The following is a 25,274-nucleotide window of genomic DNA, read 5'->3' on the forward strand; positions in this document are numbered from 1 at the left end:
TGAGTCCGAAAAACTAAGCGAGAAGAGTCACAGACTCTTCGAGAGGACAACATCATGGTTGATGGATTTTAATCTATCATCTGCGAGATAAGGCAAAGCCAGATCCGCATAACTAAGCGAGAAGAGTTTCAGACTCTTCGAGATAATTACAATTCTAGATTATATTTATAAACTAAAAGAGTAAGCTTAGGCTTGCTCTTTTTTTATGCAAATTTATTAAAGACTTTATAACAAGTAGTAAAAATTAATACAAATTACTTTAAATTACTTTAATCAAATTTTAAAATATTAATTATAATTTACATATTTCTATAAAAAAGTATACTATATATAATGGAGGAAATATGAATAAGAAATCATTAGTAATAATGTTAGCCTATGTAGGAGTAGTTACAGGAGCAGGCCTTGCTTCAGGGCAAGAACTCTTACAATACTTTGTTTCATTAGGGATACCAGGCCTTGTTGGAGCAGGAGTGGTAGGATTATTACATACATTAATAGGGGGAGTACTTTTACAATTAGGCTCTCACTATATGGCAACAGATCATTCAGAAGTATTTGGAGAAATTACCAATAAGTACATGAGTAAATTTATGGATTACTCTCTAATATTTACTTGCTTTGTAATAGGCTTTGTAATGATAGCTGGAGCTGGATCAAATTTAAATGAAGCCTTTGGCATTAAAAAATGGATTGGCCAAGTTATAAGTGCAGGTCTTATAATCGTAATTGGGATGATGGACTTTGAAAAAGTATCCAAAATTATAGGGTCTTTTACACCACTGATAATTATTTTTACACTAATAGGTTCTTTATACACATTCTTTAACTATAATCCAAACTGGAATCAATTAAATAATATGGCCATAGAAGTGCCATCAAACTTTAATAGTGTAATATTTTCCACATTTAACTATTATGGAATGTGTTTGATGAGTGGAGTTTCCATGGGGCTTGTTTTAGGTGGAGAAGAATTAAATACCCAAGATGCAGGAATAGGTGGACTATTAGGTGGAGCAATAGCAGGAATACTTGGTATTTTAATATCGTTTACCCTTTTTATAAGAGTAGGTGAAGTAGGTAAGCTTGATATACCAATGCTATATATCATTGAAGATATAAACCCTATTTTAGGAGTCCTAATGGCTCTAGTAATATTTGGAATGATATTTAATACAGGAATCTCTCTATTTTATGCCCTAGCACGTAGGTTTTCCAAGGGCGAAGAAAAAAGATTTAAAATATTCTTAATAGTCTTAACCCTAATCGGTTTTGTATTAAGCTTTGGTGGATTTAAAGAATTAGTTTCAATATTTTACCCAATAATTGGATATGTAGGCATCCTTATGATGATAGTATTAGTAGCAGCTTGGTATAAAGAAAGATCTGCTATAAAATACGAATCCTACAAGCGTTTAGGCATTAGCCATTATATGAGAAAAAAAGTAGATGATAATGAAGACTTTAGTAAAGAAGATGAAAAGAGATTAGAAAAATTAATAGAAAGATCAAATATAGATAACGAGCAAATAGAGCAAGCAGCAGAAGATTTTGCAAGAAGCGAACTAGAAGAAGGTTAAAGAAAAACTAAATATTATACAAGTAAAAAGAAGCCATCTTTAAATGGCTTTTTTTAAATCTAGATTTAATAGAATTTTACTATTTCAGACTAAATTCCTTTAAATATTTATTAATATTTTTGATTTATATTATTGCTAAAAGTATAATGCTTAACAATGTACGGAGGAGGGTATGAACTGTAAATTTTGAATTAACAATAACAAGTAAGTATTTAGAAAATAATGTTATTAAGTATTATAAACAAGATATTTGCAATTTGCAAGCTTGTACCAATATCATTGATAGAATATACAATTAGTATTTAATCATAATAAAAGTAAGTAAAGGTAGGAAAAATGACATATAAATACGTAGACAAGAATTTAGAAAACTATATTATCAGACACAGAAGATATTTTCACCAAAATCCAGAATTAAGCTGGCAAGAGGAAAAGACTTCAGACTATATTTTAAATGAACTAGAAAAACTAGGCATTAAAGTCAAAAAAATTGTTAAAACTGGAGTGCTTGGAGTAATCAATCCAGAAAAGGAGGGTAAAGTTTTAGCTATTAGAGCTGATATAGATGCCCTTCCTATTTGTGAAGCAACTGACCTTGATTTCAAATCAAAAAATGATGGAGTAATGCATGCTTGTGGCCATGATACTCATGCAGCCATCCTTTTAGGAGCAGCAAAAAAACTTCAAGAAATCAAAGATGAGATAGGAAAGGTAGTATTATTATTTCAACCTGCAGAAGAATTTATAAAAGATTCTGGTGCAAAGCATGTCATGGAAGAAAAAATATTACAAAAAGAAGGCGTAGATAGAATTATTGCCCTTCATATAAGTAGTGCCTTAGAAGAAGGATTCACATCAATAAAAGAGGGGCCAATTAAGGCATCAGCTGATACTTTCAAAATAGAAGTGCTAGGAAAAGGTGGCCATGGCTCAGAGCCTGACCATACTGTAGATCCGATAACTATAGGATCCCTTTTAGTTCAAAATCTAAATAATATTTCATCCAGAGAAATATCACCTACAAACCCTATGGTTTTATCAGTAACTTCTTTTAACTCAGGTAATAGCGAAAATGTGATCCCTGACTCAGCTACCTTACTAGGAACAACCAGGGCCTTTGATAATGAGCTAAGAGAAAAATTTCCTGAAACAATAGAAAGAATTGTAAAAGGAGTGTGTGAAGCCAATAGAGCTAGCTATAATTTCGAGTATAACTTTGGAACACCAGCTACTGTAAATGAAAAAGCATCTGCAGACCTAGGCTTTGATGTTTTAAAAGAAATTGTCGGAGAAGACAAAGTAGTAGCTAGCAAGCCACGAATGGGTGGAGAGGATTTTGCAAAATATCTTTTAGAAATCCCAGGGGCAATGATGTTTTTAGGAGCAAAAGTAGAAGGAGAAGAGCATCCTCACCATAACTCAAAATTTGTTATAGATGAAAAAGTATTAAAAACTGGATCAGAATATTTTATAAATTATACTAAAAGGTATTTTGAAAATTAAGTTTATAGGCAATTAAAAACTTCTTAAGAACATTAATCTTAAGAAGTTTTTTAATTTTAAATTTACTTATAAAAGTATGCCCAATTTATAGCTTTAGGAACTACTTCAAAGTTTATTTTCTTATCTTTAAATATCTCCCCATCTATATTTGCCAAAAACTCTTTATCGGATTTTATAGTTCCTGATTTTACTTTTAATTCACTTAGGTATTTTGAGCTTTGGTGCTTACCTTTTTTATATTTTAAAATTAAACTTGGTAATGCAAGTTTGGGGAATTTTTTTGCTAAAACTATGTTTATGATTCCATCATCGATTTTAGCAGCTGGAGCTGGATTAAATCCTGATCCGTAGTAGGAGCCATTGCAGATGGCAGAGATTAAAAATTCATCTTTAAAACTTATTTTACTATCATCTGCCAAAACTAGGTCCATGGATAAATTATTGTAAGTTAAATGAAATACTTGCTCTCTAACTGCTTTGATATAGGCTCTTTTTCCCAGTGTTTTATCTTTTTCTAAATATTGGTAGGCCCTTAGTAAAACTTCTGTATCAAAGCCTAGGCTTGTTATATTTACACAATATTTATCGTTTATTTTTATAAGGTCGATGGGTTTTATATTTATATTAAAAGTATCTTCTATTTTAAAGTTTTTGTAGTCAAAATTTTTTGCAAAGTCATTGCCGGTTCCTGTTGGTATTAATCCTAGGGCTATATCATGACCATAGCATAGATTTGCTACTTCGTTTAATGAGCCATCTCCACCTAAAAGAATAATTATTTTATCTTTATAATCTAATTTTATAAAGTCATTTACTATTTTTTCTAAGTGGGTTTTGTATTTTGTCTCATAAACTATAATTTCATCTTCTTTGCCATGGTTTTTGTAAACTTTTTCTATATCATTTTTATTAAAGTAAAATTCAGTTGCTCCTGCATTAGAGCTTATTAAAAACAATTTTTTCATAGTACTAATTTTACCATAAAAAAAGCTAACCTATTGGCTAGCTTTTATTTTCTATTCTTCTCTAAGTGCTTCTACTGGGTCTTTTTTGGCTGCCATACTTGATGGAATAATACCTGCAATCAGTGTAAGTAAAACTGATATTAAGACCAAAATACCTGCTGCTTGTGGTGGGAGGGTAGATGATATATAATCTACTCCTGTTAGATTTCTAATTAGATTTGTAATTGGTATATTTAATAGCATGGTCACTCCAATACCTATTAGGCCTGATAGTAGTCCTATAATAAAGGTTTCTGACATAAATACTTTTCTGATATCAGATTTGCTAGCACCAATTGATCTTAGGATACCTATTTCCTTAGTACGTTCTAATACTGAAATGTAGGTAATGATTCCTATCATGATTGATGAAACTACAAGGCTAACACCGACAAAGGCTATTAATACATAGGAAATTGCATTTATGATATCTGTAACAGACTTGGTAATCAACCCTATATAATCTGTGTAGGTGATTTGCTCTTTTTCGCTTTTTCCTTCATTGTACTTGTCGATTACATTTTTGATATTTTCACGATTTTCAAAGTTTTCTACATAGATATCTATTTCTGCTGGTGCATCTTTGCTTACTACTCCTAGAGCTTCTAGGTTTTTATTATAAGAATTGCCTGATAAAAACTCATCATAGACATCAATCAAAGTTTTTTTGTCATTTTTATTTAAAACATACTGGGCAAGTTGATTTTGGTTATTGCCTTGATTTGCTGTATTATTTTGCTCATTTAGTTGGGTAGGGTTTGCCATAGTTTGTTGCGCCATTGCTTCTGCTTTTTTTTGTGCTTCTTCAGCTACTTCTGGCTTATTTCTAACTATCCAAGTAGAAAAACTTAGAGAATCTTTCTCGTTTAAGTTTTCTAAGTAATATCTTGCAGATTTTTGTTTATCGTCATCATTTTTTGCACTAAATGGTAAGTTGGTTAAGACATTTTTATCTTTATCAGCTACCTGCGCTTTTACAATTTCAGAATCGTTAGCATGGTCTATCATCATATCTGTTAGACCTTCTGTAAAGCCAACTGTTCCATTTACTACTTGGTTATCGTCATTACTTTTTCTTTTTGCAATACCAACTATTTTTGCACTTACGCCTTTGTCAACAATATCGTCTACTTTTACTTCATCATCTTTTACATTTATAAAGCTATCGCCTTCTTTTTCATAATAGTCAGAAGGAGATACGATTTTATATTCATGACCAATGATATCTTGTGGTTTTATGCCGATATTATCAAGGGATACTTTTTCATTATTATCTAGTTTTGAAATAATTTCTTTGTAATCTTTGGCTGGTAAAAATCCTAGCTCGTACATTTGACCTGTAAATATTTCATTATTATAATCTGTAAACAATACTAATTCGTCAGCATTTTTTGGCCAATGTCCATCAACTATTTCATATTCATCAGTGATTATTGGACTTACTTTTCCGTCATCCGAGCTTATTAGCTGGGTAAAGTTTTTATTATCTTGTTTTGGAGTAAATAAATCAGCAATTGGTGGTTGTTTATTTTCTTCAAAGTCCTCACCATTTGTGTTTACAAGTTCTCCATTTGGGTCTTTGGTAAATATATCAAAGTTCATATCATAAAGATAGGTTATAAAGTTTGACCCGACGTTTTGTTTTAAATCATCCCTATTTTCCTCAACAAATTTTTTAAAAGGAGTTAGGTTATTTTCTTTAACATTAGATGCAAAGTCTGACCTGCGATCTAGGATGAAGTTATTTGTATATACTTTATCATCTGTGTGACTTTTTTCTTCAGTTTTGAGTGGAGTTATTAAATTTCCTAGATTTACAGATTGTTTTTGAACTTGGATAGGATAAGATTTTAGTGCTTTTCTTTGGCTATCAGCTATAAAGTCATTGGCTCCAGTTGATATTGATAAAATAAGGGCTATACCAATAATTCCTATAGATCCTGCAAAGGCGGTTAAAAATGTTCTTGCCTTTTTGGTTAAAAGGTTATTAAAGGATAAACTAATAGCAGTAGGAAGGCCTAACCTTATTTTTCTAGTTTTAAAATTATCTTCTTCATTTACTTCGTGATACGGATTACTATCACCAATTATTTGTCCATCTTTGATACGAACAATTCTAGTTGAGTAAGCCTCTGCAAGCTCTGGATTGTGAGTTACCATTATTACTAATCTATCTTTGGCGATTTCTTTTAATAATTCCATAATTTGCTTGCTGGTTTCTGTATCAAGAGCTCCTGTTGGCTCATCTGCAAGGACTATATCAGGATTATTTACCAAAGCACGAGCTAAAGCAACTCTTTGCATTTGTCCACCGGATAATTCTGATGGTTTTTTATTTATATGCTCACCAAGACCTACTTTTTCTAAAGCTGCTCTAGCTTTGTCTTTTCGCTGATCTTTCGAAACACCAGATAAGGTTAGGGCAAGTTCTACATTAGATAAGATACTTTGGTGGCTAATAAGGTTGTATGATTGAAAAACAAAACCTACTGACACATTACGATAATAATCCCAATCATTATCAGTAAAGTTTTTTGTAGATTTACCATTTATTAATAGATCACCAGATGTGTAGTGATCAAGCCCACCAATTATATTTAAAAGAGTGGTTTTTCCACCACCTGATTGACCTAGGATAGAAACAAATTCATTTTGCCTAAAGGATATAGAAACATCATTTAAGGCTTTTTGTTCAAAGTTCCCAGTTTTGTATATTTTAGAGATACTTTTTAAAGTTAACATTTTTACCTTCTTTCTTTGACCAACATATTATACCTTAAAAATTTGTCAAAACTAAAGTAAAATGTAATATATTTTAGAGGAGAAAATATGGGAAATTTAGTAATTTATAAGGAAAATCAAATAGATATTGTTAATAAAATAAAATACTACCAAAAACTTGGAATAAATGCTATTTTAATAGATCCCTTTATTAAAATTGATGAAGAAATTATAAACAAAGTATTGTCCTTAAATAATATCCTAGAAAGTGAAGGTATTAGAATAATAGTAAAAATAGATGTGACAAACATATCTGCTTTATTATTAAATCTTGATAGTAGACTAAAATGGAGTGATCCTAAAATCCGTAAGTCCTTTTACCAATTTATAAATTATTTAAAAAAATATGGCTTATCTGGTTTTTATTTTACAAACTTTGAAAATCTATTTGATAAGAATCCTAGTTTTTATATAAGGGAGTTGAGCAAAAATACTCTTGCTGATAAAAATATTATCAGCATAGGCGAAGTAGATACAGCTGATCTTATATACCAAAAATATATCGCTTCCAGAGATTACAATAATTTTTCCTATATTTATAACAAATACTTAGTAAAAGAAACTAAAAATTTAGTAGATACTAAAAAATATCTTTCTGCTAGTCAAAATGAAGGTATAAACCAGCTTTACTCCACAAATAACGGTTTGGTGAACTTTATAAATAATAAAAATTTCCCGTTTTTAACTAGATCTTTGCTTGCTGGTATAAGTTTCTTCTTAAAGGGTAGCATTATTTTAAATAAATTTGAAGAAATGGGGATTTTTGATAATAAAACTTATTCAAATGATTATAAAATCCTGGAGCAAACTAATAAAACGTCTGACTTTTACCAAAAATTGATAAAAATAAAAACTAGTAATGAAGTAATAAGTAAAGGAACTTACAGAGAAATTTTTAATAAAGATCCAGATATTTACGCTTTTGTTAGAACTTATAAAGATAATAAAATTATAGTATTTGCAAATTTTACTCAAAAGGAAATACTTGCTGACATAAGATTTCACTTTATAGACATAAATGATTTTAACTATCTTATAGGAAATTATGGTAGGCGCAGGATTGTAAAAAATCTTCTATTAAGACCCTATGAATTTATAGCCTTTATAAAATAATTTATAAAAATATTATGGAAGTGAAATATTTTATAAAAATATTTGTATTTATAATTCTAAAATGTTAAAATAATAATTATCATAATAAAATATTATAGGAGGAATTATGAAATTTGTTGCCGTACTAGTAACTCTAGTATTATTTTATATACTCCACCAAATGAAAGAAAGAGGAGTATCATTTGGTTTAAGAGTAATTACCGGTACTATAGCAGGTCTTATTTTAGGATTTGTTTTTAGAGGTAATACAGAGTATGTATCAATTTTTGGTAGTATTTATGTAAATCTACTTTATGCTATGGTTATCCCACTTCTACTAACTACCATAGTTAGAACTATGCTAAATACAGGAAGCCTTACAAAGCTTAGATCAGTTGGTCTAAAGTCAGTTGGTATTTTAAGTTTGCATAATGTATTGGGATCTTTAATTGGTCTTATCCTTGCAGTTGCTTTTAAGATTGGCCAAGGAGTACACTTTGATGTACCAGTTGATTCTGAAATCCGTGAGGTGCCAACAGTTGCAGAAACTATTACTAATTTTTTCCCTTCAAATATAGTTTCAAACGCTGCTGAAGGCCAAGTAGTACCTATTATTATATTTTCAGTTTTAGTGGGTCTAGCTGCTCTAAAATTAATTGAATCTGGAAAAGAAGAAACAGTTCGTCCATTTGCAGCATTTACAAATTCTTTTGCAGAAATTATCTTTAAGCTAACAAGTATGATTACAAGCCTTACTCCATATGCAGTGCTTGCTTTAATGACAAATGCAGTTGGTAGAGTAGATTCTACAGCTATTGCTCCATTTATTTTAATACTTGTATTAAATTATGTAGCATCAGCTATTCATACTTTCTTAAGTACAGGTATTCTAGTATCTGCTTTTGCAAAAGTAAATCCTTTTGCTTACTTTAAAAAAGTATGGCCTGTAACTATGATTGGTTTTACAACTCAATCATCTATGGGAGCTATTCCTGCCAATGTTGAAAATCTAACAGAAGAGCAGGGAGTTTCTGAAGAAATTGCATCATTTACAGCACCACTTGGTGCAACTATGGGTATGCCAGGTTGTGCAGGATTTTGGCCAGTAATTAATGCAATCTTTGTTGCTAATGTTATGGGACTTGCTTGGGGACCAGCAGAATATGGAAAACTAATTTTAGTTGCACTTTTAGTTTCCCTAGGAACAGTAGGAGTACCAGGAACAGCGACAATTACAACAACAGCATTATTTGCTGCAATGGGATTGCCACTTGAAATGGTTGTACTTCTTGCACCAATTTCAACTCTAGCAGATATGGGTAGAACAGCTACAAATGTTACAGCTGCAAACTCATCAGCCCTTATAGTTGCTGCTAGCGAAAATAAATTAAATAGAGAAATATTTAATAGAGCATAAAGTAAATGAAAAGCTTGGCGATTGCCAGGCTTTTTTTATTGTAAAAAATAACTTTTCTTGTAAAATAATCTTAACTATTTAAGGAGAGTTTATGAAAATATTAGTTTTTGGATTAGGTTATGTAGGTCTTGCTAATGCAATCTTACTTAGCCAATCAAATGAAGTCATCGGGATAGAGACAGATCAACATAAAATAGATTTAATAAATGATAAAAAATCACCCCTAAGCGATGAGATGATTATTAAATATCTAAAGGAAAAAGAATTAAACTTATTAGCTACAAAAAACTACCAAGATCATTTAAAAGATAGTGATCTTGCTATAATTGCAGTGCCTACAAATTATGATGAAGAAACCCAATACTTTGATACAAGTTTTGTAGATGATGTTATAGCAAATATAAAAAAAGAAAATGAAGATTTACCAATTTTAATTAAATCTACTATTCCAATAGGATATAGTAAGGAACAAAGGGAAAAATTTTCATGTGAAAACATAATATTTTCCCCAGAATTTCTAAGAGAAGGTAAGGCCCTTTCCGATAGTCTTAACCCTTCGAGAATAATTGTAGGAGATAAGACAGACTTAGGTCAAAAAATAGCTACTTTATATAAAAAGGAAGCCTTAAATGACCCTGAAGTTTTATTTATGGATTCTACAGAAGCTGAAGCTGTAAAACTTTTTGCAAATACCTATCTAGCTATGCGTGTTTCCTACTTTAATGAGCTAGACACTTTTGCAGAAACTAAAGGCCTATCTAGTAAAGATATTATAAGGGGAGTATCAGCTGACCCTAGAATAGGAAATTACTATAATAATCCTTCCTTTGGTTACGGCGGTTATTGCCTACCAAAAGATAGTAAGCAGCTTTATGCAAACTTTGAAAATGTTCCAAATGCGATGTTTGGAGCAGTTATCGATGCTAATCAAATTAGAAAAGATTATATTAGCGATAGGATTTTAAAAGATAAACCACAAACTGTGGGCATATATAGATTAGTTATGAAAAAAGATTCGGACAATTTTAGAAAGTCTGCTATTTTTGATGTAATAAGTAATATTAAAGATAAAACTGAAATTATCATATACGAGCCAAATGTAGATGAAGCATACTTTGAAGATCTAAAAGTAGTAAATGATTTAGATAAATTTAAAAAAGCTGATATCATCGTAGCTAATAGACTAGATGAAAAGTTAAAAGATGTAAAAGAAAAAGTTTATACTAGAGATATCTTTAACAAAGATTGATAAAAACCTTAGAGAGTAAAAATAAAAAATGATAAAATAGGAGGACTTTTATGAGCGAAAAAAAAGAGAAATATATACCCTTGGTGCACTCCAAACTTAGAAAATCTTTTATAAAAGTACCACAAGAGATTTATAAGGCATCAGGAATAATGATTTTTGAAAAGAGAATAAAATCTTTACTATTTACAACTGATCTTGCAATTATTAGAAATTCAAATGCAGATAGTATCATGGCAGTTTACCCATATACCCCACAAAGTTCAATTTCAAATGCAATTTTGGATGTATCAAACGTACCTTGCTTTATAGGTGTAGGTGGGGGAACTACTCAAGGTCTTAGATCAAAATACGTAGCTATAGATGCTGAGCTTTCAGGTGCCTATGGAGTAGTTGTCAATTCTCCAATGCCAAATAAAGATGTAAAAGAAATAGCAAACTTTGTCGATGTGCCAGTTATTGCGACTGTAACAAGTATAGAAGATGACTATATAGGCAAAATTCAAGCAGGAGCTGAAATTTTAAATATATCTGGTGGTAGATATACTGCAGATTTGGTAAGAGAGATTAGAAAAGATATAGGCAAAAACTTCCCAATAATTGCAACTGGTGGGAAAACAGGTGAAAGTATCCTAGAAACCATAGAAGCTGGGGCTAATGCCATTTCCTATACTGCTCCATCAAGCTCAGAAGTATTTGGACAATTGATGGATAAATATAGAAACGAAGATGTTGCCCAATAATTTGTAGGCCTCCTAAGTGGGGTCTTTTTTAAAGGAGAATTATGTATAAGGGATATATCACAGATATTAACGGAATAAAAGTAGGCCATGCTCAAAACTTTGAGGCTGGTACTGGTCTTACAGTTTTAATTCCACCAGCAAATAATACTTGTGCAGTAGAAGTAAGAGGCTCAGCTCCAGGCACACGTGAAACAGATTTACTCGATCCTATAAATACGGTAAATAGTGTAAATGCTATTATTTTAAGTGGTGGATCTGCTTATGGACTTGATGCAGCCAGTGGAGTTATGGAAGCATTAGAAGCTGATGGATATGGTTTAGATGTTGGAGTAGGGATAGTACCTATAGTGCCGCAAGCAGTTTTATTTGACCTAGCCTATAAAAATTCTAAAATAAGGCCAGATAAAAATATGGGAAAAGAAGCTTATAATAATGCGTCATTAAACGAAAATTGTCAGGGAATAATAGGAGCTGGAACTGGAGCTACTGTTGGCAAAATTTTAGGCATGGAAAATATTATGAAAGCAGGACTAGGTTCAGCTACTCTTACAGAAGGAGATTTGAAAGTTTCAGCTCTAGCTGCAGTAAATGCCTTTGGTGATATCTATGACTATGAAAAAGGCATACAAATAGCAGGACCTATCAAAGATGGCAAGATGATAAAAACTAATAATACTATGAGAAATATAATGAAAGATTTTTCAAGCCTTGCTAACAAAAACACAACAATAGGTATAGTAGCAACAAATGCAAGTTTTGATAAAACTAAACTTAAAAAAATTGCTCAAATGACCCACGATGGTTTTGCAAGGTCCATAAATCCTGTTCATACTGGCTTTGATGGCGATACAGTTTTTGCCCTTGCAACCAATGAGGTGAAAGCTGATATAAATCTAGTAGGTGTAATGGCGGCTGATGTTATGAGCCGTGCTATAGCTAATGCTATTTATAGCTTAAATGAAATTCATAACCAAGAAAATTATATATAAGTATTGACTAAAACTAGCTTTAGTAGTAAAATATAGCGGTAAACACTCTACTCCGTAAGTAATTAACGGGGTCATAGACCATAGGGAGGTGAAAAGATGAATAATTACGAAGCAGTTTTAATTTTCAAAGCTGATATGCAAGATGCAGACAGAACTGAACTATTAGAAAGATTTAAAGGAATCATTTCTGAAAATGGTGAAGTTTCTGATGTAGATGACTGGGGTAAAAGAAGATTAGCTTACGAAATTAATGATCTTAAAGAAGGTTATTACTATATCGTAAACTTCAAATCAGAACCTGATCATATCAGAGAATTTGAAAGAAGACTTAGACTTTCAGATTTCATAATCAGATACATGGTTATCAGAAAAGAGGACTAATTTAATGAATCGAGTAACACTTATAGGAAGACTAGTACGCGATCCAGAACTAAGATATACTCAATCAAACCAATCAGTTGCAAACTTTACTCTAGCTGTTGATAAGCGTATGAGTAGAGAAAGAAGGCAAGAAGCAGAATCTCAAAATCGTCCAACAGCTGATTTCATTCGTATAAATGTATGGGGTCCTCAAGCTGTTAATTGTGAAAGATATTTAAGAAAAGGAAGTCAATGTGCTGTTGAGGGTAGAATCCAAACAGGATCTTACCAAGACAGAGAAACTGGAAAAACAGTCTATACAACAGATATTGTTGCAGATAACGTAGAATTTTTAGGTTCTCGTTCAGATAACCAAGGTGGTTCTTCAAATTATAGCCCTAATTATGGTGATAACCAAGATTATGGAAATGATAACTACTCACAAACAGGCTATCAAGAAAATAATTCTTACAACAATAACTCTTACAATCAAAACCAAGGTGGATTTGATAGTGATGATGACTTCTTTGATGATGATTTCACTGAAATAGAAGATGATGGAAGGATTCCATTCTAAAAATATTAAGAAAGGAACATCATGGCTCAAAGAAGATATAAACCAAGAAGAAAAGTTGATCCATTTGTAAAAGACCCTTCAAAAGTGATCGATTACAAAGATACAGAAACTTTAAAAAGATTTATCTCTGATAGAGGAAAAATCCTACCTAGAAGAGTAACAGGTCTTAATGCAAAACACCAAAGAGAAGTAACACGTGCTATCAAACGTGCTCGTCAAGTTGCATTATTACCATACGAAGAAAATTAATAATTAGATTATAAATATAAAACAAATTCAATAAGCGATAAATAGGACGCTAAAAGTTAATGCAGACTTGCATCTCTTTAGCGTCCTTTTATTATAAAAAATATTTAATATGATTTATAATTGTAATATTTCAAATTTACTATTACAATATAAATATAAAAAACTATATAAGGAGGACATATGTCTGTAGAGATTTTATCTTTGATAGTAGCAATACTAGCAATTCTTTTCATGATTGTGACAATCACAAGAAGAATCAATCCATTATCAGCTGGTAATGAACGTATGCTACAAATCTCAAGCTATATCAGAGATGGTGCAATGACATTTCTAAAAAGAGAGTATAAATACATTGCAATTTTTGTCGTTATAGTAGCAATCTTATTAGCAATATTTTTAGATATTAAAATTATGATCTGCTACCTACTAGGTTCTATTCTTTCTATGCTAGCAGGATTTATAGGAATGAGAGTTTCTACTGCAAGTAACGTAAGATGTGCTAACCAAGCTTACGAAGATGGCCAAGATGGTGCATTAAAAGTTGCATTTTCTGGTGGAGCAGTAATGGGAATGGCTGTAACAGGTCTAGGATTTATAGGTATTATTTTAACTTTCCTTTACTTTAAAGACCCAACAATCCTTATGGGTTACTCACTAGGAGCATCATCAGTAGCACTTTTTGCCCGTGTTGGTGGTGGTATCTATACAAAAGCAGCTGACCTTGGAGCTGACCTTGTTGGTAAAGTAGAAGCAGGAATTCCAGAAGATGACCCAAGAAACCCTGCAGTTATTGCTGATAACGTAGGAGATAACGTTGGGGATGTTGCTGGTATGGGAGCTGACTTATTTGAATCATATGCTGGAGCTATTATCTCAGCTATGACTCTTGGATTAGTTTATTTCGAAGAAGCTGGTCTACAATTTACACTTTTCCTAGCATCTATAGGTATTGCTGCATCAATTATTGCATCAATAATCTTTTTAGCAGGAAAACATGCTAACCCACAAAAATCATTAATGCGTACACTATATATTTCAGGAGCTATCGTATTAATTGGTGCCCTAGTTTTATCAAATAAATACTTTGGTAACTATAGTGCAGCACTTGCAGTAATTACTGGTCTAGTTGCAGGTATTTTAATCGGTCTATTAACAGAAATCTACACATCAGATAAATATAGACACGTAAGATACATTACAAAAGAATCATCAACAGGTGTTGCTACAAACATCATTTCTGGTCTTTCAACAGGAATGCTTTCAACAGTTTTCCCAATCCTTGTAATTGCAATTGCAATCATGGTTGCTTTTAATCTTATGGGAGTATTTGGTATTGCTCTTGCAGCTGTAGGTATGCTTTCAATCACAGGAACAACAGTAACAGTAGATGCTTATGGTCCTATTACAGATAATGCTGGTGGTATTGCAGAAATGAGCTACCTACCAGAAAATGTACGTGATATTACAGATGGACTTGACTCAATAGGTAACACAACAGCAGCCATTGGTAAAGGTTTTGCAATCGGATCTGCAGCCTTAACTGCGCTTTCATTATTTATCACATACTCAGAATCAATCAACCTTGAAGCAATCTCTATCCTAGATAGTAGAGTAGTTGCTGGTATGTTTATCGGTGGTATGCTACCATTCCTATTCTCAGCTCTAACAATGAACTCAGTAGGAAAAGCAGCTAGTGAAATGATTGAAGAAGTTAGAAGACAATTTAGAGAAGATGATAGAATCTTAGCTGGTGAAAGAGAGCCAGACTATGCAAATTGTATAAACATTTCTACAACAGCATCTCTAAAAGAAATGATTATTCCAGGAGTACTTGCAATTATAGTACCTATTATAGTTGGACTTATCCTTGGACCTTATGCCCTTGGTGGACTTTTAGCAGGAGCACTAGTAACAGGTGTTATGATGGCAATCTTTATGTCAAACGCTGGTGGTGCTTGGGATAACGCTAAAAAATACATCGAATCTGGTGTAGAAGGTGGTAAAGGATCTGATGCTCACAAGGCAGCAGTAGTAGGAGACACAGTAGGTGATCCATTCAAAGATACATCAGGACCATCTCTAAATATCCTAATTAAACTTATGACAATAGTTTCAGTAGTATTTGCTGGATTATTTATCTAATAAGTAGAAGATAAAAACGGAGGAATTTCCTCCGTTTTTTTATGTTTATTTACTACTAATAATAAACTTCATTGACAACAAAAAGTAAATATGTTTAAATATCATAGGTAATATATTTGATTTATAGCAAAATTATCTATAAAGATAATTAAGTACACTTGCTTATAATCATAAAAATATATTATTTTACTATATAGATTGTCTAAAGATAGGATTATCCTTAGTACACACTTTGGACTGATAGAGAAAGTTTGCTTTCGAATGGGGAAAGTGCGCTCTTTTTTAGCTAATCTATAAGTAAAAAACTTAAAAGATTAATTATATAAAAGAGACATCCCTGTAAAACTTTTTACAGGTTTTTTTATGCAAAAAACTAGAATTTATACATAAATAGGAGAAAATAATGAACAATTTTAAAAAAGTAGCCCTAACATTAGCCATGGCTTTATCTTTTACAGCATGTGTAAATGATAACCAAGAAACAAAACCAGAAAATAGCCAAGCAGAAATGCCAGCAGGTGATCCTAAAACTGATACTTCAGGCGAAAATGTAAATGAAAAAGACCCAGAAACAGTTGAAGAAGAAACAGGCAAAGATGCAAAAGATAACGAAAATGAAGATAATAATGTAGAAACTACTGGCAAAATAGAAGATGAGCCTCACTATGGCAAGCCTATAAAAGTTGCCTACAATGGTGGTCTATGTACAGGTGCTCCAGGAATTGCAGATGTACGTGGAGAATTTGAAAAAAGAGGCCTAGAAGTTGAGTTTATAAATGTAAAAAGTGATGTTGACTCAATAGGTACCCACACAGCCGATGCCACAATTGGCCATATTGCAAAATTTGTTCCTCCTACAATTAATGGAGTAAATGCAGTATTTGCATCTGGAGCTCACACAGGTTGTAAGTCTTTATATGTATTAGATAATGGCGAAATAAATGATACTGAGGGACTTAAAAACAAAATAGTAGGATTTCCAGGAGCAATTGGTAGTGCAGACCATAATATAGCTATTAGATTCTTTAACAACGATGGAATTGATGTAGATGATGTAAAATATAGGCAAGTAGATAATGCTGCTATAATTCAAGCGCTAGAAAGCGGTGAACTTGGAGGGGCTATCTTATCAGATGAGTATGCAAGCCAATTTATAGAAAATGGAACAATTAAAAGAATCAGATCTTTATCATTTGATGAAGATTTCAAGAATGAAGCTTGCTGTATAAATGCCCTAAATGGTGATTTTGTAAAAGAAAATCCACAAATGGCAAAACTTTACAATGAAGCAGTCCTAGAAACTCAAAAATGGATAGAAAATAATGTAGAAGAAGCTACCCAAATATTATTTGATAATAACTGGGCAGACGGGGACTTTGATACAGCTGTAGAAATGATGGAATCATACAACTGGGCAGTATCCTTAGAAGATACAGAAAAAACTTTAGAGACAGTAATAGAAGATTATACAAAACTTGGAATAATTGATTCCCAAATAAGTAAAGAAGAATTTATTTCAAAATACTGGAATAGCCTAGGTCTAAAAGATAGCGACATCAAATAAAAATGCTGATCATTTAAAGTAAAATGCCTACCAAAACCTATTTAAACTTGCTGGGAATTTTAGTAGATTACTAATATAGCAAATTATAAAATAAGAGCCAAATTTAAAAAAGATTTGACAAAGTAAATATAATAAGATAGAATATCACTAATTAGAATATTAGTCTTAAAAATGTGTTGAAGAGAAGAGTATTTATCTAAAAAGCTTCAAGCGAATCCTAGATGGTGAGAGGGGATAAGTGGTTAGGTAAAGAAAAGAACCTCTGAGCTAATAAGTCGATACAAGGAGATTTATTCGGGAACTCCCGTTATAGAGTTAGAGTATTATTTGTACTTGATGAGGTTTATTTTGCGAGAAATAAATAAATATGGGTGGTATCACGAGCTTTCGTCCCTTTTGGGATGAAAGCTTTTTTTATTGCCAAGAAAATACACAAATGACTATATTTTAAAAATAAAAAAAGGAGAAAGTTATGATAAAAAACGAGTACGAAGTATTAAAAGAAGCAAATAAAGTAGTATTAGCCTATTCTGGTGGCCTAGATACATCTGTAATGGTGACATGGCTTAGAGAACATGGCGTAAAAGAAGTCATTTGTGTATCAGTTGACCTAGGTCAAGTAGAAAATCCAAAAGCCCTAGAAGAAAAAGCCTTATCATCTGGAGCTAGCAAATTTTATAATGTAAATGTAGAAGATGAATTTATAGAAGACTATGCCTTTAAATCATTAAAAGCTGGCGCAAAATATGAAAATATATATTTACTAGGAACAGCCATTGCTCGCCCACTTATTTCAAAAGTTTTAGTAGATGTAGCTAAAAAAGAAGATGCAGAAGTAATTGTCCACGGTTGTACTGGTAAGGGAAACGACCAAATTCGTTTTGAACTTTCAATTATGGCCCTTGCTCCAGAAATAAAAGTTATAGCACCATGGAGAATTTGGGATATCAAAGGCCGTAGCGAAGAAGAAGCCTATGCAAAAGAGCATGGAATCCCTCTAAAAGTAGAAAAAGATGAGGATTACTCCATGGATGAAAATATTTGGCACCTATCCCATGAAGGTCTAGATTTAGAAGACCCTGCAAATCCTGCAAATTTAGAAAAAATTCTTAAATGGGTAACTCCCGCAGAAAAAGCTATTGATAAAGCAGAAATTATTGAAATAGAATTTGAAAAAGGTAAACCTGTAGCTTTAAATAGGGAAAACCTAAAGGGTTCAGACCTAGTTAAAAAATTAAATGAGTTAGCTGGTAAGCACGGTATCGGTGTGGATGATATAGTTGAAAGTAGGATGGTAGGGATGAAATCCAGGGGGGTTTATGAAAACCCAGCAGCAAGTGTTTTATACTTTGCCCACGAGAAACTAGAAACAGTTACAGTACATCCAGATGCCCTCCAATATAAGCAAAAAATGGCTTTAGACTATGCTAATTTAGTTTATGCTGGGAAATGGATGACACCTTTAAAAGAAGCTATGGATAACTTTATAGAAAAAACTCAAGAAAATGTAAGTGGAACAGTAAAAGTAAAACTTTATAAGGGATCTATGCAACCAGCAGGTATATATGCAACAAATTCTTTATATTCAGAAGAATATGCGACCTTTGAAGAAGATGATGTATATGATCAATCAGATGCAACAGGTTTTATAAACTTATTTGGCCTTAGCACAAAGATGTATGCACAAGCAGTAAAAGAAAGTGGAGTAAATTAAGATGAAACTTTGGAGTGGCATGCTATCAGGTGACCTAGACAAATTTGCTGAAGAATTTAATTCATCAATCAAAATAGACCAGAGATTAGTTTTTGATGATATAAAAGGATCTATAGCCCATGTAAAAATGCTTAAAAAAACAAAAATCTTAGCAGCCGATGAAGCAGACCAAATTATAGATGGCCTTCATACCATTGGCCAAAAACTTATAGATGAGAAACTTACTATAGATTTAACTAGTGAAGATATCCACACTTTTGTAGAAGCATCCTTAATTGAAGAAATAGGCGATCTTGGTAAAAAAATGCACACTGCAAGGTCAAGAAATGATCAAGTAACAACTGATTTAAAACTTAATCTAAGAGATGAAAGTGAAGAAATAGTTGATTTATTAAAAAAATATATAAATGCCTTATGTGAGCAAGCAAAGAAAAATACACAAACAATCATGCCAGGCTACACTCACTTACAAGCAGCCCAACCAGTAACCTTTGCCCACCATTTGATGGCCTATGCAATGATGGGTCTGCGTGATCTTGATAGACTTAAAGACTTTCAAAAAAGAATAAATGAATCTCCACTAGGAGCTTGTGCCCTAGCAGGGACAACTTATCCAATTGATAGGGAATTTACTGCAAGTGAATTAGGATTTGAATCTATTATGCAAAACTCTATGGATGCGGTAAGCGATAGGGATTATATTTTAGAACTTCAGTCAGTTTTATCAATTATAGCAATTCATTTATCAAGACTTTCAGAAGAATTAATAATCTGGTCATCCCAGCCTTATCATTTTTTAAAAATAGACGATAAATTTTCCACTGGTTCTTCTATAATGCCACAAAAGAAAAATCCTGATATGGCAGAGCTAATTAGAAGTAAGTCTGCAAAGCTAATTGGAAATATGAACCAATCCTTTGTAATGATGAAGGGCTTACCACTTGCATATTCAAAAGACATGCAGGAAGATAAGGAATCTATTTTTGACAGCATAGATACTATAAAAATATCCCTAGAAGTTATGACAGGGCAAATATCAACTCTTACAGCAAATAAAGAAAAAATGTTAAAGGCTTGTAAGAATGGATTTTTAAATGCCACTGATGTTGCAGATTATTTGGTAAATAAGGGAGTAAGTTTTAGAGATGCCCACCATATTTCTGCAAGACTGGTAAAATATGGAATGGAAAATGATAAGTCTTTGGATGAGATTGATTTAGAAATTTATAAAAAAGAATCTGACTTATTTGAAACAGACATTTATGAAGAAATTGATATAATAAAATGTGTCAATAAAAGAACATCTCTTGGTGGTCCAGCCAAAGATGAAGTAGAAAGACAAATAAATTTTGTCCTAGATAAAATATCATAGAAAAAATTAGATGGAGTAGTAATGAAAAATAAATTTAAAAAACTTTTTGCAATTATTTTTGCCTTGGTATTATTTTTACCAGGCAAAACTTTTGCAGCAACTAACACTTTAGAAGATGGGGTTATAGACTTTGGAACAAGTGCTGATTTCCCACCGTATGAATATTATGAAGGCGATGAAATAGTAGGAATCGATCCAGATATATTGCATGCAATTGGTGAGCACATGGGAGTTGAAGTTAAGCTTCACGATATGGACTTTAATAATATCATTGCAAGTATTGGTTCTGGAAAAATTGATGGGGGAGCAGCAGGTTTTACAGTTACAGAAGAACGTAAAAAATCAGTAAACTTTACAGATTCATTTACAAAAACCAGCCAAGTTGTAATTACTCGCAAGGATTCTGCAATTAAAAAAGTAGATGATTTAAACAATGGAGCAAGGATAGGTACTCAATTAGGAACTATCGGAGATACCATTGCCAAGGATGATTTTGGTGAAGAAAATGTAAATTCATTTAATAAAGTACCAGATGGCATCCTTTCCCTACAAAATAAAAAAGTAGATGCCTTTATCCTAGATAAGCACTCTGCAGAGAATTTTGTAAATGCAAATAAGGATTTGACTATTATTGAAACTCCTTACCTTGAAGAAGAATATGCCATAGCAATCAGCAAAGATCAGCCAGAACTTTTAGAAGATATGAATGAAGCCATAGCTGCCTTAAAAGAATCTGGTGAAATTGATAAAATAATGGAAAAATACCAAAAAAGTGAAGATACTGAGGCTAGTACTGGTTTAATTGGTAGATTTAAGTCAAATATAATTGACAATGGCGCGTATAAATATCTTTTAGATGGTCTAAAAACTACAATTATAGTAACTATTTGTGCTTTAGTTATTTCATTTGCATTGGGTTTATTAATTGCCTTAGTAAGAGCTGCAAATGTAGACAGTGCTTATGAAAATAATGGATTTTTTAGTGTCCTTATAAATATTTTAGATAAAATACTTACTCTTTTTGTATCAATTATCCGTGGTACACCATCAACTATTCAGCTATTAATTATGTTTAATGTTATTTTAGTAAACTTAGATAACCTAATGTTAGTTGCAATTATTTCATTTGCTCTAAACTCATCGGCCTACATGGCAGAGCTATTTAGGGGCGGGATTAATTCTGTTGCTAAAGGAGAAAAAGAGGCTGCAAGAAGTCTGGGTCTTAGCAATTTTCAAACTATGAAAAAAGTTACTATGCCCCAAGCTTTGAGAAATTCATTGCCAGCTTTGGGTAATGAAGTAATTACCTTATTTAAAGAAACTTCTATTGCAGGATTTATAGGTCTAGCTGATTTAACCCGTGGTGCATCAATTGTAATTAGTCAAACCTTTGATGCTGCAACTGCATATTTTTCAGCAGCTATCATTTATCTATTAATAGTTTTATTGATAGAACAAATATTTAAGAAAATAGAAAGGGTGTACCTGTATGCTTAAAGTAAATAATTTAGAAAAATCATTTGGTCCTTTAAAAGTCCTTGATAAGGTAAGTCTTGATGTTGAAAAAAATGATGTAATTTCAATCATCGGCCCATCAGGATCGGGAAAATCAACATTTTTAAGGTGCCTAAACCTTTTAGAAAAACCCAATGGTGGAGAAATATATTTTGAAGATAAAAAAATAAATGATGCAAGCGTAGACATCAACAAACTAAGAGAAGAAATGGGTATGGTTTTTCAAAACTTTAACCTATTTTCAAATATGTCTATAATAGAAAATCTAACCCTTGCTCCAGTTATGAGGGGAAAGATGACAAAAAAAGAAGCAAACGAAAAGGCTATAAAACTTCTTGAAAGAATTGGTCTAAGCCAAAAGAAAAATGTATATCCAGTTAGTCTTTCTGGTGGTCAAAAACAAAGAGTGGCTATCGCAAGAGCATTAATGATGAATCCAAAACTTATGCTTTTTGATGAACCAACTAGCGCTCTGGACCCAGAAATGGTAGGGGGAGTTTTGGAAATGATGCAAGAACTTGCAGATGAAGGCATGACCATGGTTGTTGTAACTCATGAAATGGGATTTGCGCGTGAAGTAGCAAATAGAGTTGTTTTTATGGATAAGGGTCACATTGTAGAAGAAAGTCGCAATCCTCAAGAATTTTTTGCTAATCCAAAAAATGAAAGAAGCAAACAATTTTTATCACAAGTCATCTAAGAGGCAACTCTTATTTGACTTTTTTTATTTTTAGGTGTATCATAATTTAGTATTTACGCAGGATTGGCGGAATTGGCAGACGCGCAAGACTAAGGATCTTGTGACCGATTTTAGGTCGTGGAAGTTCAAGTCTTCTATCCTGCACCATTATATATAACTTTTTTATTAATATGCTGGTAGTAAGCATATTATTTTTTTGCTCAAAATTGCTAAATTTTGTTATAATTAGAGCTGAGGTTAAAATGAATAGAAAATGTTTTGCAAAAATTAATTTAACTTTGGATAGCCTATATAAAAGAGATGATGGGTATCACGAAATAGATACTATAATGACTCGTATAGGTTTATTTGATGAGCTTTCTATAAAGCCAAATGATAGTGGAGAGTTTAACTATTCTTCAAATTTAAATGACATTTGCCCCCTAGAAGATAATCTAATCTATAAAGCATGGAAATTATTAAAAGATAAAACTAATAAAGTAGGGGTGGATGTTTATTTAAAGAAAAATATTCCTCTTGCAGCAGGCCTTGCTGGTGGATCAACTGATGCAGCAGAGATGATAAAAGGGCTTAATGAACTTTGGAATTTAAATTTATCTAGAAAAGATATGCAAAAAATTGGATTAAAGCTTGGTGCAGATATTCCATTTTTCTTTGAAGAATCTTCTGCAAGAGCTAAGGGGATTGGAGAAATTTTAGAGCCTTTTAATAACAATCTTGATATGAAAATACTTTTAGTAAATGATGGCACAAAGATTTCATCGGCAGAAGTTTATAAAAATCTTGCTGATTATGGTCATGTTGAAAATGGTTTAATTGTAAAAAAATTAAAAAATGGAGATCAAACAGCCATTTCCTACTTTGAAAATGTTATGGAAAATGTAGTAATAGATTTACATCCTCATTTGCTAGATATAAAAAGTGAATTAATAAATTATGGGGCTGAGCTAAGCCTTATTAGCGGGAGTGGAGCATCTATATTTGGAATTTTTATGAATAATCAGTCGCTTAGCAACGCTTATATAAAAATGAGTCAAAAATATGAATTTGTAAGGAAGGTGGAATTAATATGACAAATATTGGTGTATTTGATTCTGGTCTAGGTGGGCTTACAGTTTTAAAAGAGCTTGTAAAGGATAAAAAAGCAAATTACTTTTATTTTGGAGATAGCCTAAGAGCTCCTTATGGTAATCTTTCCAATAGCAAAATAATAGATTTTTCTGACCAGATAGTTAAGTTTTTAGAAAACTATAACATAGACCAATACATCATAGCTTGTAATACGATTTCTACCCTTGCTACTGATTATTTAAAAGAAAAATATAAAAAACCCTTTTATCCAATAACTGAATCGGGTTTGGAAGATGCCTTAACTTTTAAGGGTGACTTTTTGGTTTTGGCAACACAAACGACTGTTAACAGTCATTTTTATAAAAAAAATATAGAAAAAAATTCTGAAGCTTTTGTACATGAAGTTGCAGCTCCAAATTTAGTTTCACTAATTGAAGATGGAGTAATATCAGGAAAAAAACTTGAGGAAAGTTTAGAAGAATATTTAAAAATAGCTAATAAAAATCATATTCCAAATATTATTCTAGGTTGCACTCACTATCCGATAATAAAAAATGAAATAGAAAGAAACCTTGCGTATAAGGCAAATATTATCAATCCTGCGGTTAATATTTCTAGCAAACTTAACTTTAAAGAAGATGATGAAACTTCTGTAAATATTTTTATGTCAGAAGTAAATGAAAAAAATAAGCAAATAATTGATAAAATCTTAGCTTGTGACTACAAGCTTATGCTAAAGGAGATTTAAAATGATTTATGCAGTAATAGATATAGGATCAAATACTGTTAGACTTTCAGTTTATAAAATACATGGGGATAAAGTTACTAATTTATTTAATGAAAAGGAACAAGCTTCTTTAAAAACCTATATAAAAGATGGAGTTCTATCAGAAAAAGGGATAGATAGATTAGTAAGCACCCTTAAAAAGTTTAAGGCAGTTGTAGATAATTTTGAAGATATAGACGAGCTTCACCCATTTGCCACAGCAACTATCCGTGATGCAGCCAATAGAAGTGAAATCTTAGATAGAGTAAAAAATGAAGTTGGCTTAGATATTGAAATTATTAGTGGAGAGGAAGAAGCCAAACTTGCATTCATAGGAGCAAGCTCTTCTGTAGAAGTATCTCGCGGTATTTTAACAGATATAGGTGGAGGATCTTCTGAAGTTGTAATTATTGATCAAAATAAAGTTATAAAATCAACTTCGCTTTCTATAGGTTCTCTTTCTGCCTTCAATGACTACGTTGATGGTCTATTTGTAAGTAAAGATGAGAAAAAAGATATAGATAGTGAAGTGAAAAATTTACTAGAATCAAATAAAATGTACAGGGAAGAACACAATCTTTTGTGTGCAGTAGGTGGTACTGCCCGTGCGACAATGAAATTTTATAATGAATATTATGATGAGCCTTCTTATAATACAGTAATGCAAGCAAGCAAATTAAATGATATGGTAAAAGAAGTTATAGATAGAGAGCCAAGAGATATCTTAGATGCTATCTTAGCGGTAAAACCTGATAGGGTCCACACCTTACTTCCTGGTATGGTAATATTAAATCGTTTGACTAAATATTTTTATTGTGAAAAAATAAGTATAAGTCAGACAGGTGTAAGAGAAGGGTATGTATATAATAAATTACTAGGAAGGAAATAA

The 25,274-nt window shown here is 32.0% G+C and carries 21 protein-coding genes, 1 tRNA gene and 1 other annotated feature; of the genes, 20 read left to right on the forward strand and 2 right to left on the reverse strand.

What is annotated here, in order from left to right; all coding sequences use genetic code 11:
• Positions 1-344 precede the first annotated feature (344 nt).
• On the forward strand, positions 345-1,580 hold the full coding sequence (locus tag ACCQ40_RS06865; protein WP_410033157.1) for a YkvI family membrane protein: 1,236 nt from the start codon (positions 345-347) through the stop codon (positions 1,578-1,580).
• Positions 1,581-1,916: 336 nt separating this feature from the next.
• On the forward strand, positions 1,917-3,083 hold the full coding sequence (locus tag ACCQ40_RS06870) for a M20 metallopeptidase family protein (RefSeq protein ID WP_410033158.1): 1,167 nt from the start codon (positions 1,917-1,919) through the stop codon (positions 3,081-3,083).
• 62 nt (positions 3,084-3,145) lie between these two features.
• Here ACCQ40_RS06870 and ACCQ40_RS06875 read toward each other — a convergent pair whose 3' ends face one another.
• Both ACCQ40_RS06875 and ACCQ40_RS06880 read right to left on the reverse strand, forming a co-directional pair.
• Positions 3,146-4,048, reverse strand: a complete 903-nt coding sequence (locus ACCQ40_RS06875) for a diacylglycerol/lipid kinase family protein (RefSeq protein ID WP_410033159.1) — start codon at positions 4,046-4,048, stop codon at positions 3,146-3,148.
• Between the two features lie 51 nt (positions 4,049-4,099).
• Positions 4,100-6,829, reverse strand: coding sequence for an ABC transporter ATP-binding protein/permease (locus ACCQ40_RS06880; RefSeq protein WP_410033160.1), 2,730 nt, complete (start codon positions 6,827-6,829; stop codon positions 4,100-4,102).
• Positions 6,830-6,916: 87 nt separating this feature from the next.
• On the opposite strand from ACCQ40_RS06880, the gene ACCQ40_RS06885 reads away from it, so the two are divergent.
• The 18 genes from ACCQ40_RS06885 to ACCQ40_RS06970 all read left to right on the forward strand — a co-directional run bounded on the left by ACCQ40_RS06885 (position 6,917) and on the right by ACCQ40_RS06970 (position 25,274).
• A complete protein-coding gene (locus tag ACCQ40_RS06885) occupies positions 6,917-7,981 on the forward strand; it encodes an alpha-glucosidase C-terminal domain-containing protein (protein ID WP_410033161.1) in 1,065 nt (354 codons plus the stop codon).
• Positions 7,982-8,087: 106 nt separating this feature from the next.
• The gene (locus tag ACCQ40_RS06890) at positions 8,088-9,377 is read left to right on the forward strand and encodes a dicarboxylate/amino acid:cation symporter (RefSeq protein WP_410033162.1); all 1,290 of its coding nucleotides are present in this window, start codon (positions 8,088-8,090) and stop codon (positions 9,375-9,377) included.
• Between the two features lie 91 nt (positions 9,378-9,468).
• Positions 9,469-10,626: a nucleotide sugar dehydrogenase gene (locus tag ACCQ40_RS06895; protein ID WP_410033163.1), complete on the forward strand. Its 1,158-nt coding sequence runs from the start codon at positions 9,469-9,471 to the stop codon at positions 10,624-10,626.
• A gap of 50 nt (positions 10,627-10,676) precedes the next feature.
• Positions 10,677-11,366, forward strand: coding sequence for a beta/alpha barrel domain-containing protein (locus tag ACCQ40_RS06900; RefSeq protein WP_410033164.1), 690 nt, complete (start codon positions 10,677-10,679; stop codon positions 11,364-11,366).
• Positions 11,367-11,407: 41 nt separating this feature from the next.
• Complete coding sequence (locus ACCQ40_RS06905; RefSeq protein ID WP_394018731.1) at positions 11,408-12,355, forward strand: P1 family peptidase; 948 nt, start codon at positions 11,408-11,410, stop codon at positions 12,353-12,355.
• A gap of 96 nt (positions 12,356-12,451) precedes the next feature.
• Complete coding sequence (gene rpsF, locus ACCQ40_RS06910; protein ID WP_394018729.1) at positions 12,452-12,736, forward strand: 30S ribosomal protein S6; 285 nt, start codon at positions 12,452-12,454, stop codon at positions 12,734-12,736.
• A gap of 4 nt (positions 12,737-12,740) precedes the next feature.
• Positions 12,741-13,292, forward strand: coding sequence for a single-stranded DNA-binding protein (locus ACCQ40_RS06915; protein ID WP_394011226.1), 552 nt, complete (start codon positions 12,741-12,743; stop codon positions 13,290-13,292).
• A 21-nt stretch (positions 13,293-13,313) separates the two neighbouring features.
• Complete coding sequence (rpsR, locus tag ACCQ40_RS06920) at positions 13,314-13,541, forward strand: 30S ribosomal protein S18 (RefSeq protein ID WP_394011227.1); 228 nt, start codon at positions 13,314-13,316, stop codon at positions 13,539-13,541.
• A gap of 180 nt (positions 13,542-13,721) precedes the next feature.
• Positions 13,722-15,683, forward strand: a complete 1,962-nt coding sequence (locus ACCQ40_RS06925) for a sodium-translocating pyrophosphatase (RefSeq protein WP_394011228.1) — start codon at positions 13,722-13,724, stop codon at positions 15,681-15,683.
• Between the two features lie 403 nt (positions 15,684-16,086).
• Complete coding sequence (locus ACCQ40_RS06930) at positions 16,087-17,247, forward strand: ABC transporter substrate-binding protein (protein ID WP_394018725.1); 1,161 nt, start codon at positions 16,087-16,089, stop codon at positions 17,245-17,247.
• 167 nt (positions 17,248-17,414) lie between these two features.
• Positions 17,415-17,645 (forward strand) — a binding site (T-box leader).
• A 74-nt stretch (positions 17,646-17,719) separates the two neighbouring features.
• Complete coding sequence (locus ACCQ40_RS06935) at positions 17,720-18,961, forward strand: argininosuccinate synthase (RefSeq protein ID WP_394018723.1); 1,242 nt, start codon at positions 17,720-17,722, stop codon at positions 18,959-18,961.
• A gap of 1 nt (position 18,962) precedes the next feature.
• Entirely contained in the window at positions 18,963-20,333 is a 1,371-nt protein-coding gene (gene argH / locus ACCQ40_RS06940; protein ID WP_410033165.1) for an argininosuccinate lyase, read from the forward strand.
• Between the two features lie 21 nt (positions 20,334-20,354).
• The gene (locus tag ACCQ40_RS06945; protein ID WP_410033166.1) at positions 20,355-21,830 is read left to right on the forward strand and encodes an ABC transporter substrate-binding protein/permease; all 1,476 of its coding nucleotides are present in this window, start codon (positions 20,355-20,357) and stop codon (positions 21,828-21,830) included.
• Entirely contained in the window at positions 21,823-22,548 is a 726-nt protein-coding gene (locus ACCQ40_RS06950; RefSeq protein ID WP_410033167.1) for an amino acid ABC transporter ATP-binding protein, read from the forward strand. The genes ACCQ40_RS06945 and ACCQ40_RS06950 overlap by 8 nt, the downstream gene beginning before the upstream one ends.
• Positions 22,549-22,605: 57 nt before the next feature.
• Positions 22,606-22,695 (forward strand) — tRNA-Leu (locus ACCQ40_RS06955).
• Between the two features lie 95 nt (positions 22,696-22,790).
• Positions 22,791-23,621, forward strand: coding sequence for a 4-(cytidine 5'-diphospho)-2-C-methyl-D-erythritol kinase (gene ispE, locus ACCQ40_RS06960; RefSeq protein WP_410033168.1), 831 nt, complete (start codon positions 22,791-22,793; stop codon positions 23,619-23,621).
• Positions 23,618-24,367, forward strand: a complete 750-nt coding sequence (gene murI, locus ACCQ40_RS06965; protein WP_394011234.1) for a glutamate racemase — start codon at positions 23,618-23,620, stop codon at positions 24,365-24,367. Before ispE ends, murI begins: the two co-directional genes overlap by 4 nt.
• Before the next feature lies 1 nt (position 24,368).
• Positions 24,369-25,274 carry a Ppx/GppA phosphatase family protein gene (locus ACCQ40_RS06970; RefSeq protein WP_394018711.1) on the forward strand — a complete coding sequence of 302 codons (906 nt, stop codon included), beginning with the start codon at positions 24,369-24,371 and terminating at the stop codon, positions 25,272-25,274.

Source organism: Anaerococcus cruorum (assembly GCF_046365495.1).
Taxonomy (GTDB): Bacteria; Bacillota; Clostridia; order Tissierellales; family Peptoniphilaceae; genus Anaerococcus; species Anaerococcus cruorum.

What these genes read in the sequence shown, in the direction of transcription:
- ACCQ40_RS06865 (WP_410033157.1), top strand. Translation starts at nt 345, where the DNA reads ATGAATAAGAAATCATTAGTAATAATGTTAGCCTATGTAGGAGTAGTT.
- ACCQ40_RS06870 (WP_410033158.1), top strand. Translation starts at nt 1,917, where the DNA reads ATGACATATAAATACGTAGACAAGAATTTAGAAAACTATATTATCAGA.
- ACCQ40_RS06875 (WP_410033159.1), bottom strand. Translation starts at nt 4,048, where the DNA reads ATGAAAAAATTGTTTTTAATAAGCTCTAATGCAGGAGCAACTGAATTT.
- ACCQ40_RS06880 (WP_410033160.1), bottom strand. Translation starts at nt 6,829, where the DNA reads ATGTTAACTTTAAAAAGTATCTCTAAAATATACAAAACTGGGAACTTT.
- ACCQ40_RS06885 (WP_410033161.1), top strand. Translation starts at nt 6,917, where the DNA reads ATGGGAAATTTAGTAATTTATAAGGAAAATCAAATAGATATTGTTAAT.
- ACCQ40_RS06890 (WP_410033162.1), top strand. Translation starts at nt 8,088, where the DNA reads ATGAAATTTGTTGCCGTACTAGTAACTCTAGTATTATTTTATATACTC.
- ACCQ40_RS06895 (WP_410033163.1), top strand. Translation starts at nt 9,469, where the DNA reads ATGAAAATATTAGTTTTTGGATTAGGTTATGTAGGTCTTGCTAATGCA.
- ACCQ40_RS06900 (WP_410033164.1), top strand. Translation starts at nt 10,677, where the DNA reads ATGAGCGAAAAAAAAGAGAAATATATACCCTTGGTGCACTCCAAACTT.
- ACCQ40_RS06905 (WP_394018731.1), top strand. Translation starts at nt 11,408, where the DNA reads ATGTATAAGGGATATATCACAGATATTAACGGAATAAAAGTAGGCCAT.
- rpsF (WP_394018729.1), top strand. Translation starts at nt 12,452, where the DNA reads ATGAATAATTACGAAGCAGTTTTAATTTTCAAAGCTGATATGCAAGAT.
- ACCQ40_RS06915 (WP_394011226.1), top strand. Translation starts at nt 12,741, where the DNA reads ATGAATCGAGTAACACTTATAGGAAGACTAGTACGCGATCCAGAACTA.
- rpsR (WP_394011227.1), top strand. Translation starts at nt 13,314, where the DNA reads ATGGCTCAAAGAAGATATAAACCAAGAAGAAAAGTTGATCCATTTGTA.
- ACCQ40_RS06925 (WP_394011228.1), top strand. Translation starts at nt 13,722, where the DNA reads ATGTCTGTAGAGATTTTATCTTTGATAGTAGCAATACTAGCAATTCTT.
- ACCQ40_RS06930 (WP_394018725.1), top strand. Translation starts at nt 16,087, where the DNA reads ATGAACAATTTTAAAAAAGTAGCCCTAACATTAGCCATGGCTTTATCT.
- ACCQ40_RS06935 (WP_394018723.1), top strand. Translation starts at nt 17,720, where the DNA reads ATGATAAAAAACGAGTACGAAGTATTAAAAGAAGCAAATAAAGTAGTA.
- argH (WP_410033165.1), top strand. Translation starts at nt 18,963, where the DNA reads ATGAAACTTTGGAGTGGCATGCTATCAGGTGACCTAGACAAATTTGCT.
- ACCQ40_RS06945 (WP_410033166.1), top strand. Translation starts at nt 20,355, where the DNA reads ATGAAAAATAAATTTAAAAAACTTTTTGCAATTATTTTTGCCTTGGTA.
- ACCQ40_RS06950 (WP_410033167.1), top strand. Translation starts at nt 21,823, where the DNA reads ATGCTTAAAGTAAATAATTTAGAAAAATCATTTGGTCCTTTAAAAGTC.
- ispE (WP_410033168.1), top strand. Translation starts at nt 22,791, where the DNA reads ATGAATAGAAAATGTTTTGCAAAAATTAATTTAACTTTGGATAGCCTA.
- murI (WP_394011234.1), top strand. Translation starts at nt 23,618, where the DNA reads ATGACAAATATTGGTGTATTTGATTCTGGTCTAGGTGGGCTTACAGTT.
- ACCQ40_RS06970 (WP_394018711.1), top strand. Translation starts at nt 24,369, where the DNA reads ATGATTTATGCAGTAATAGATATAGGATCAAATACTGTTAGACTTTCA.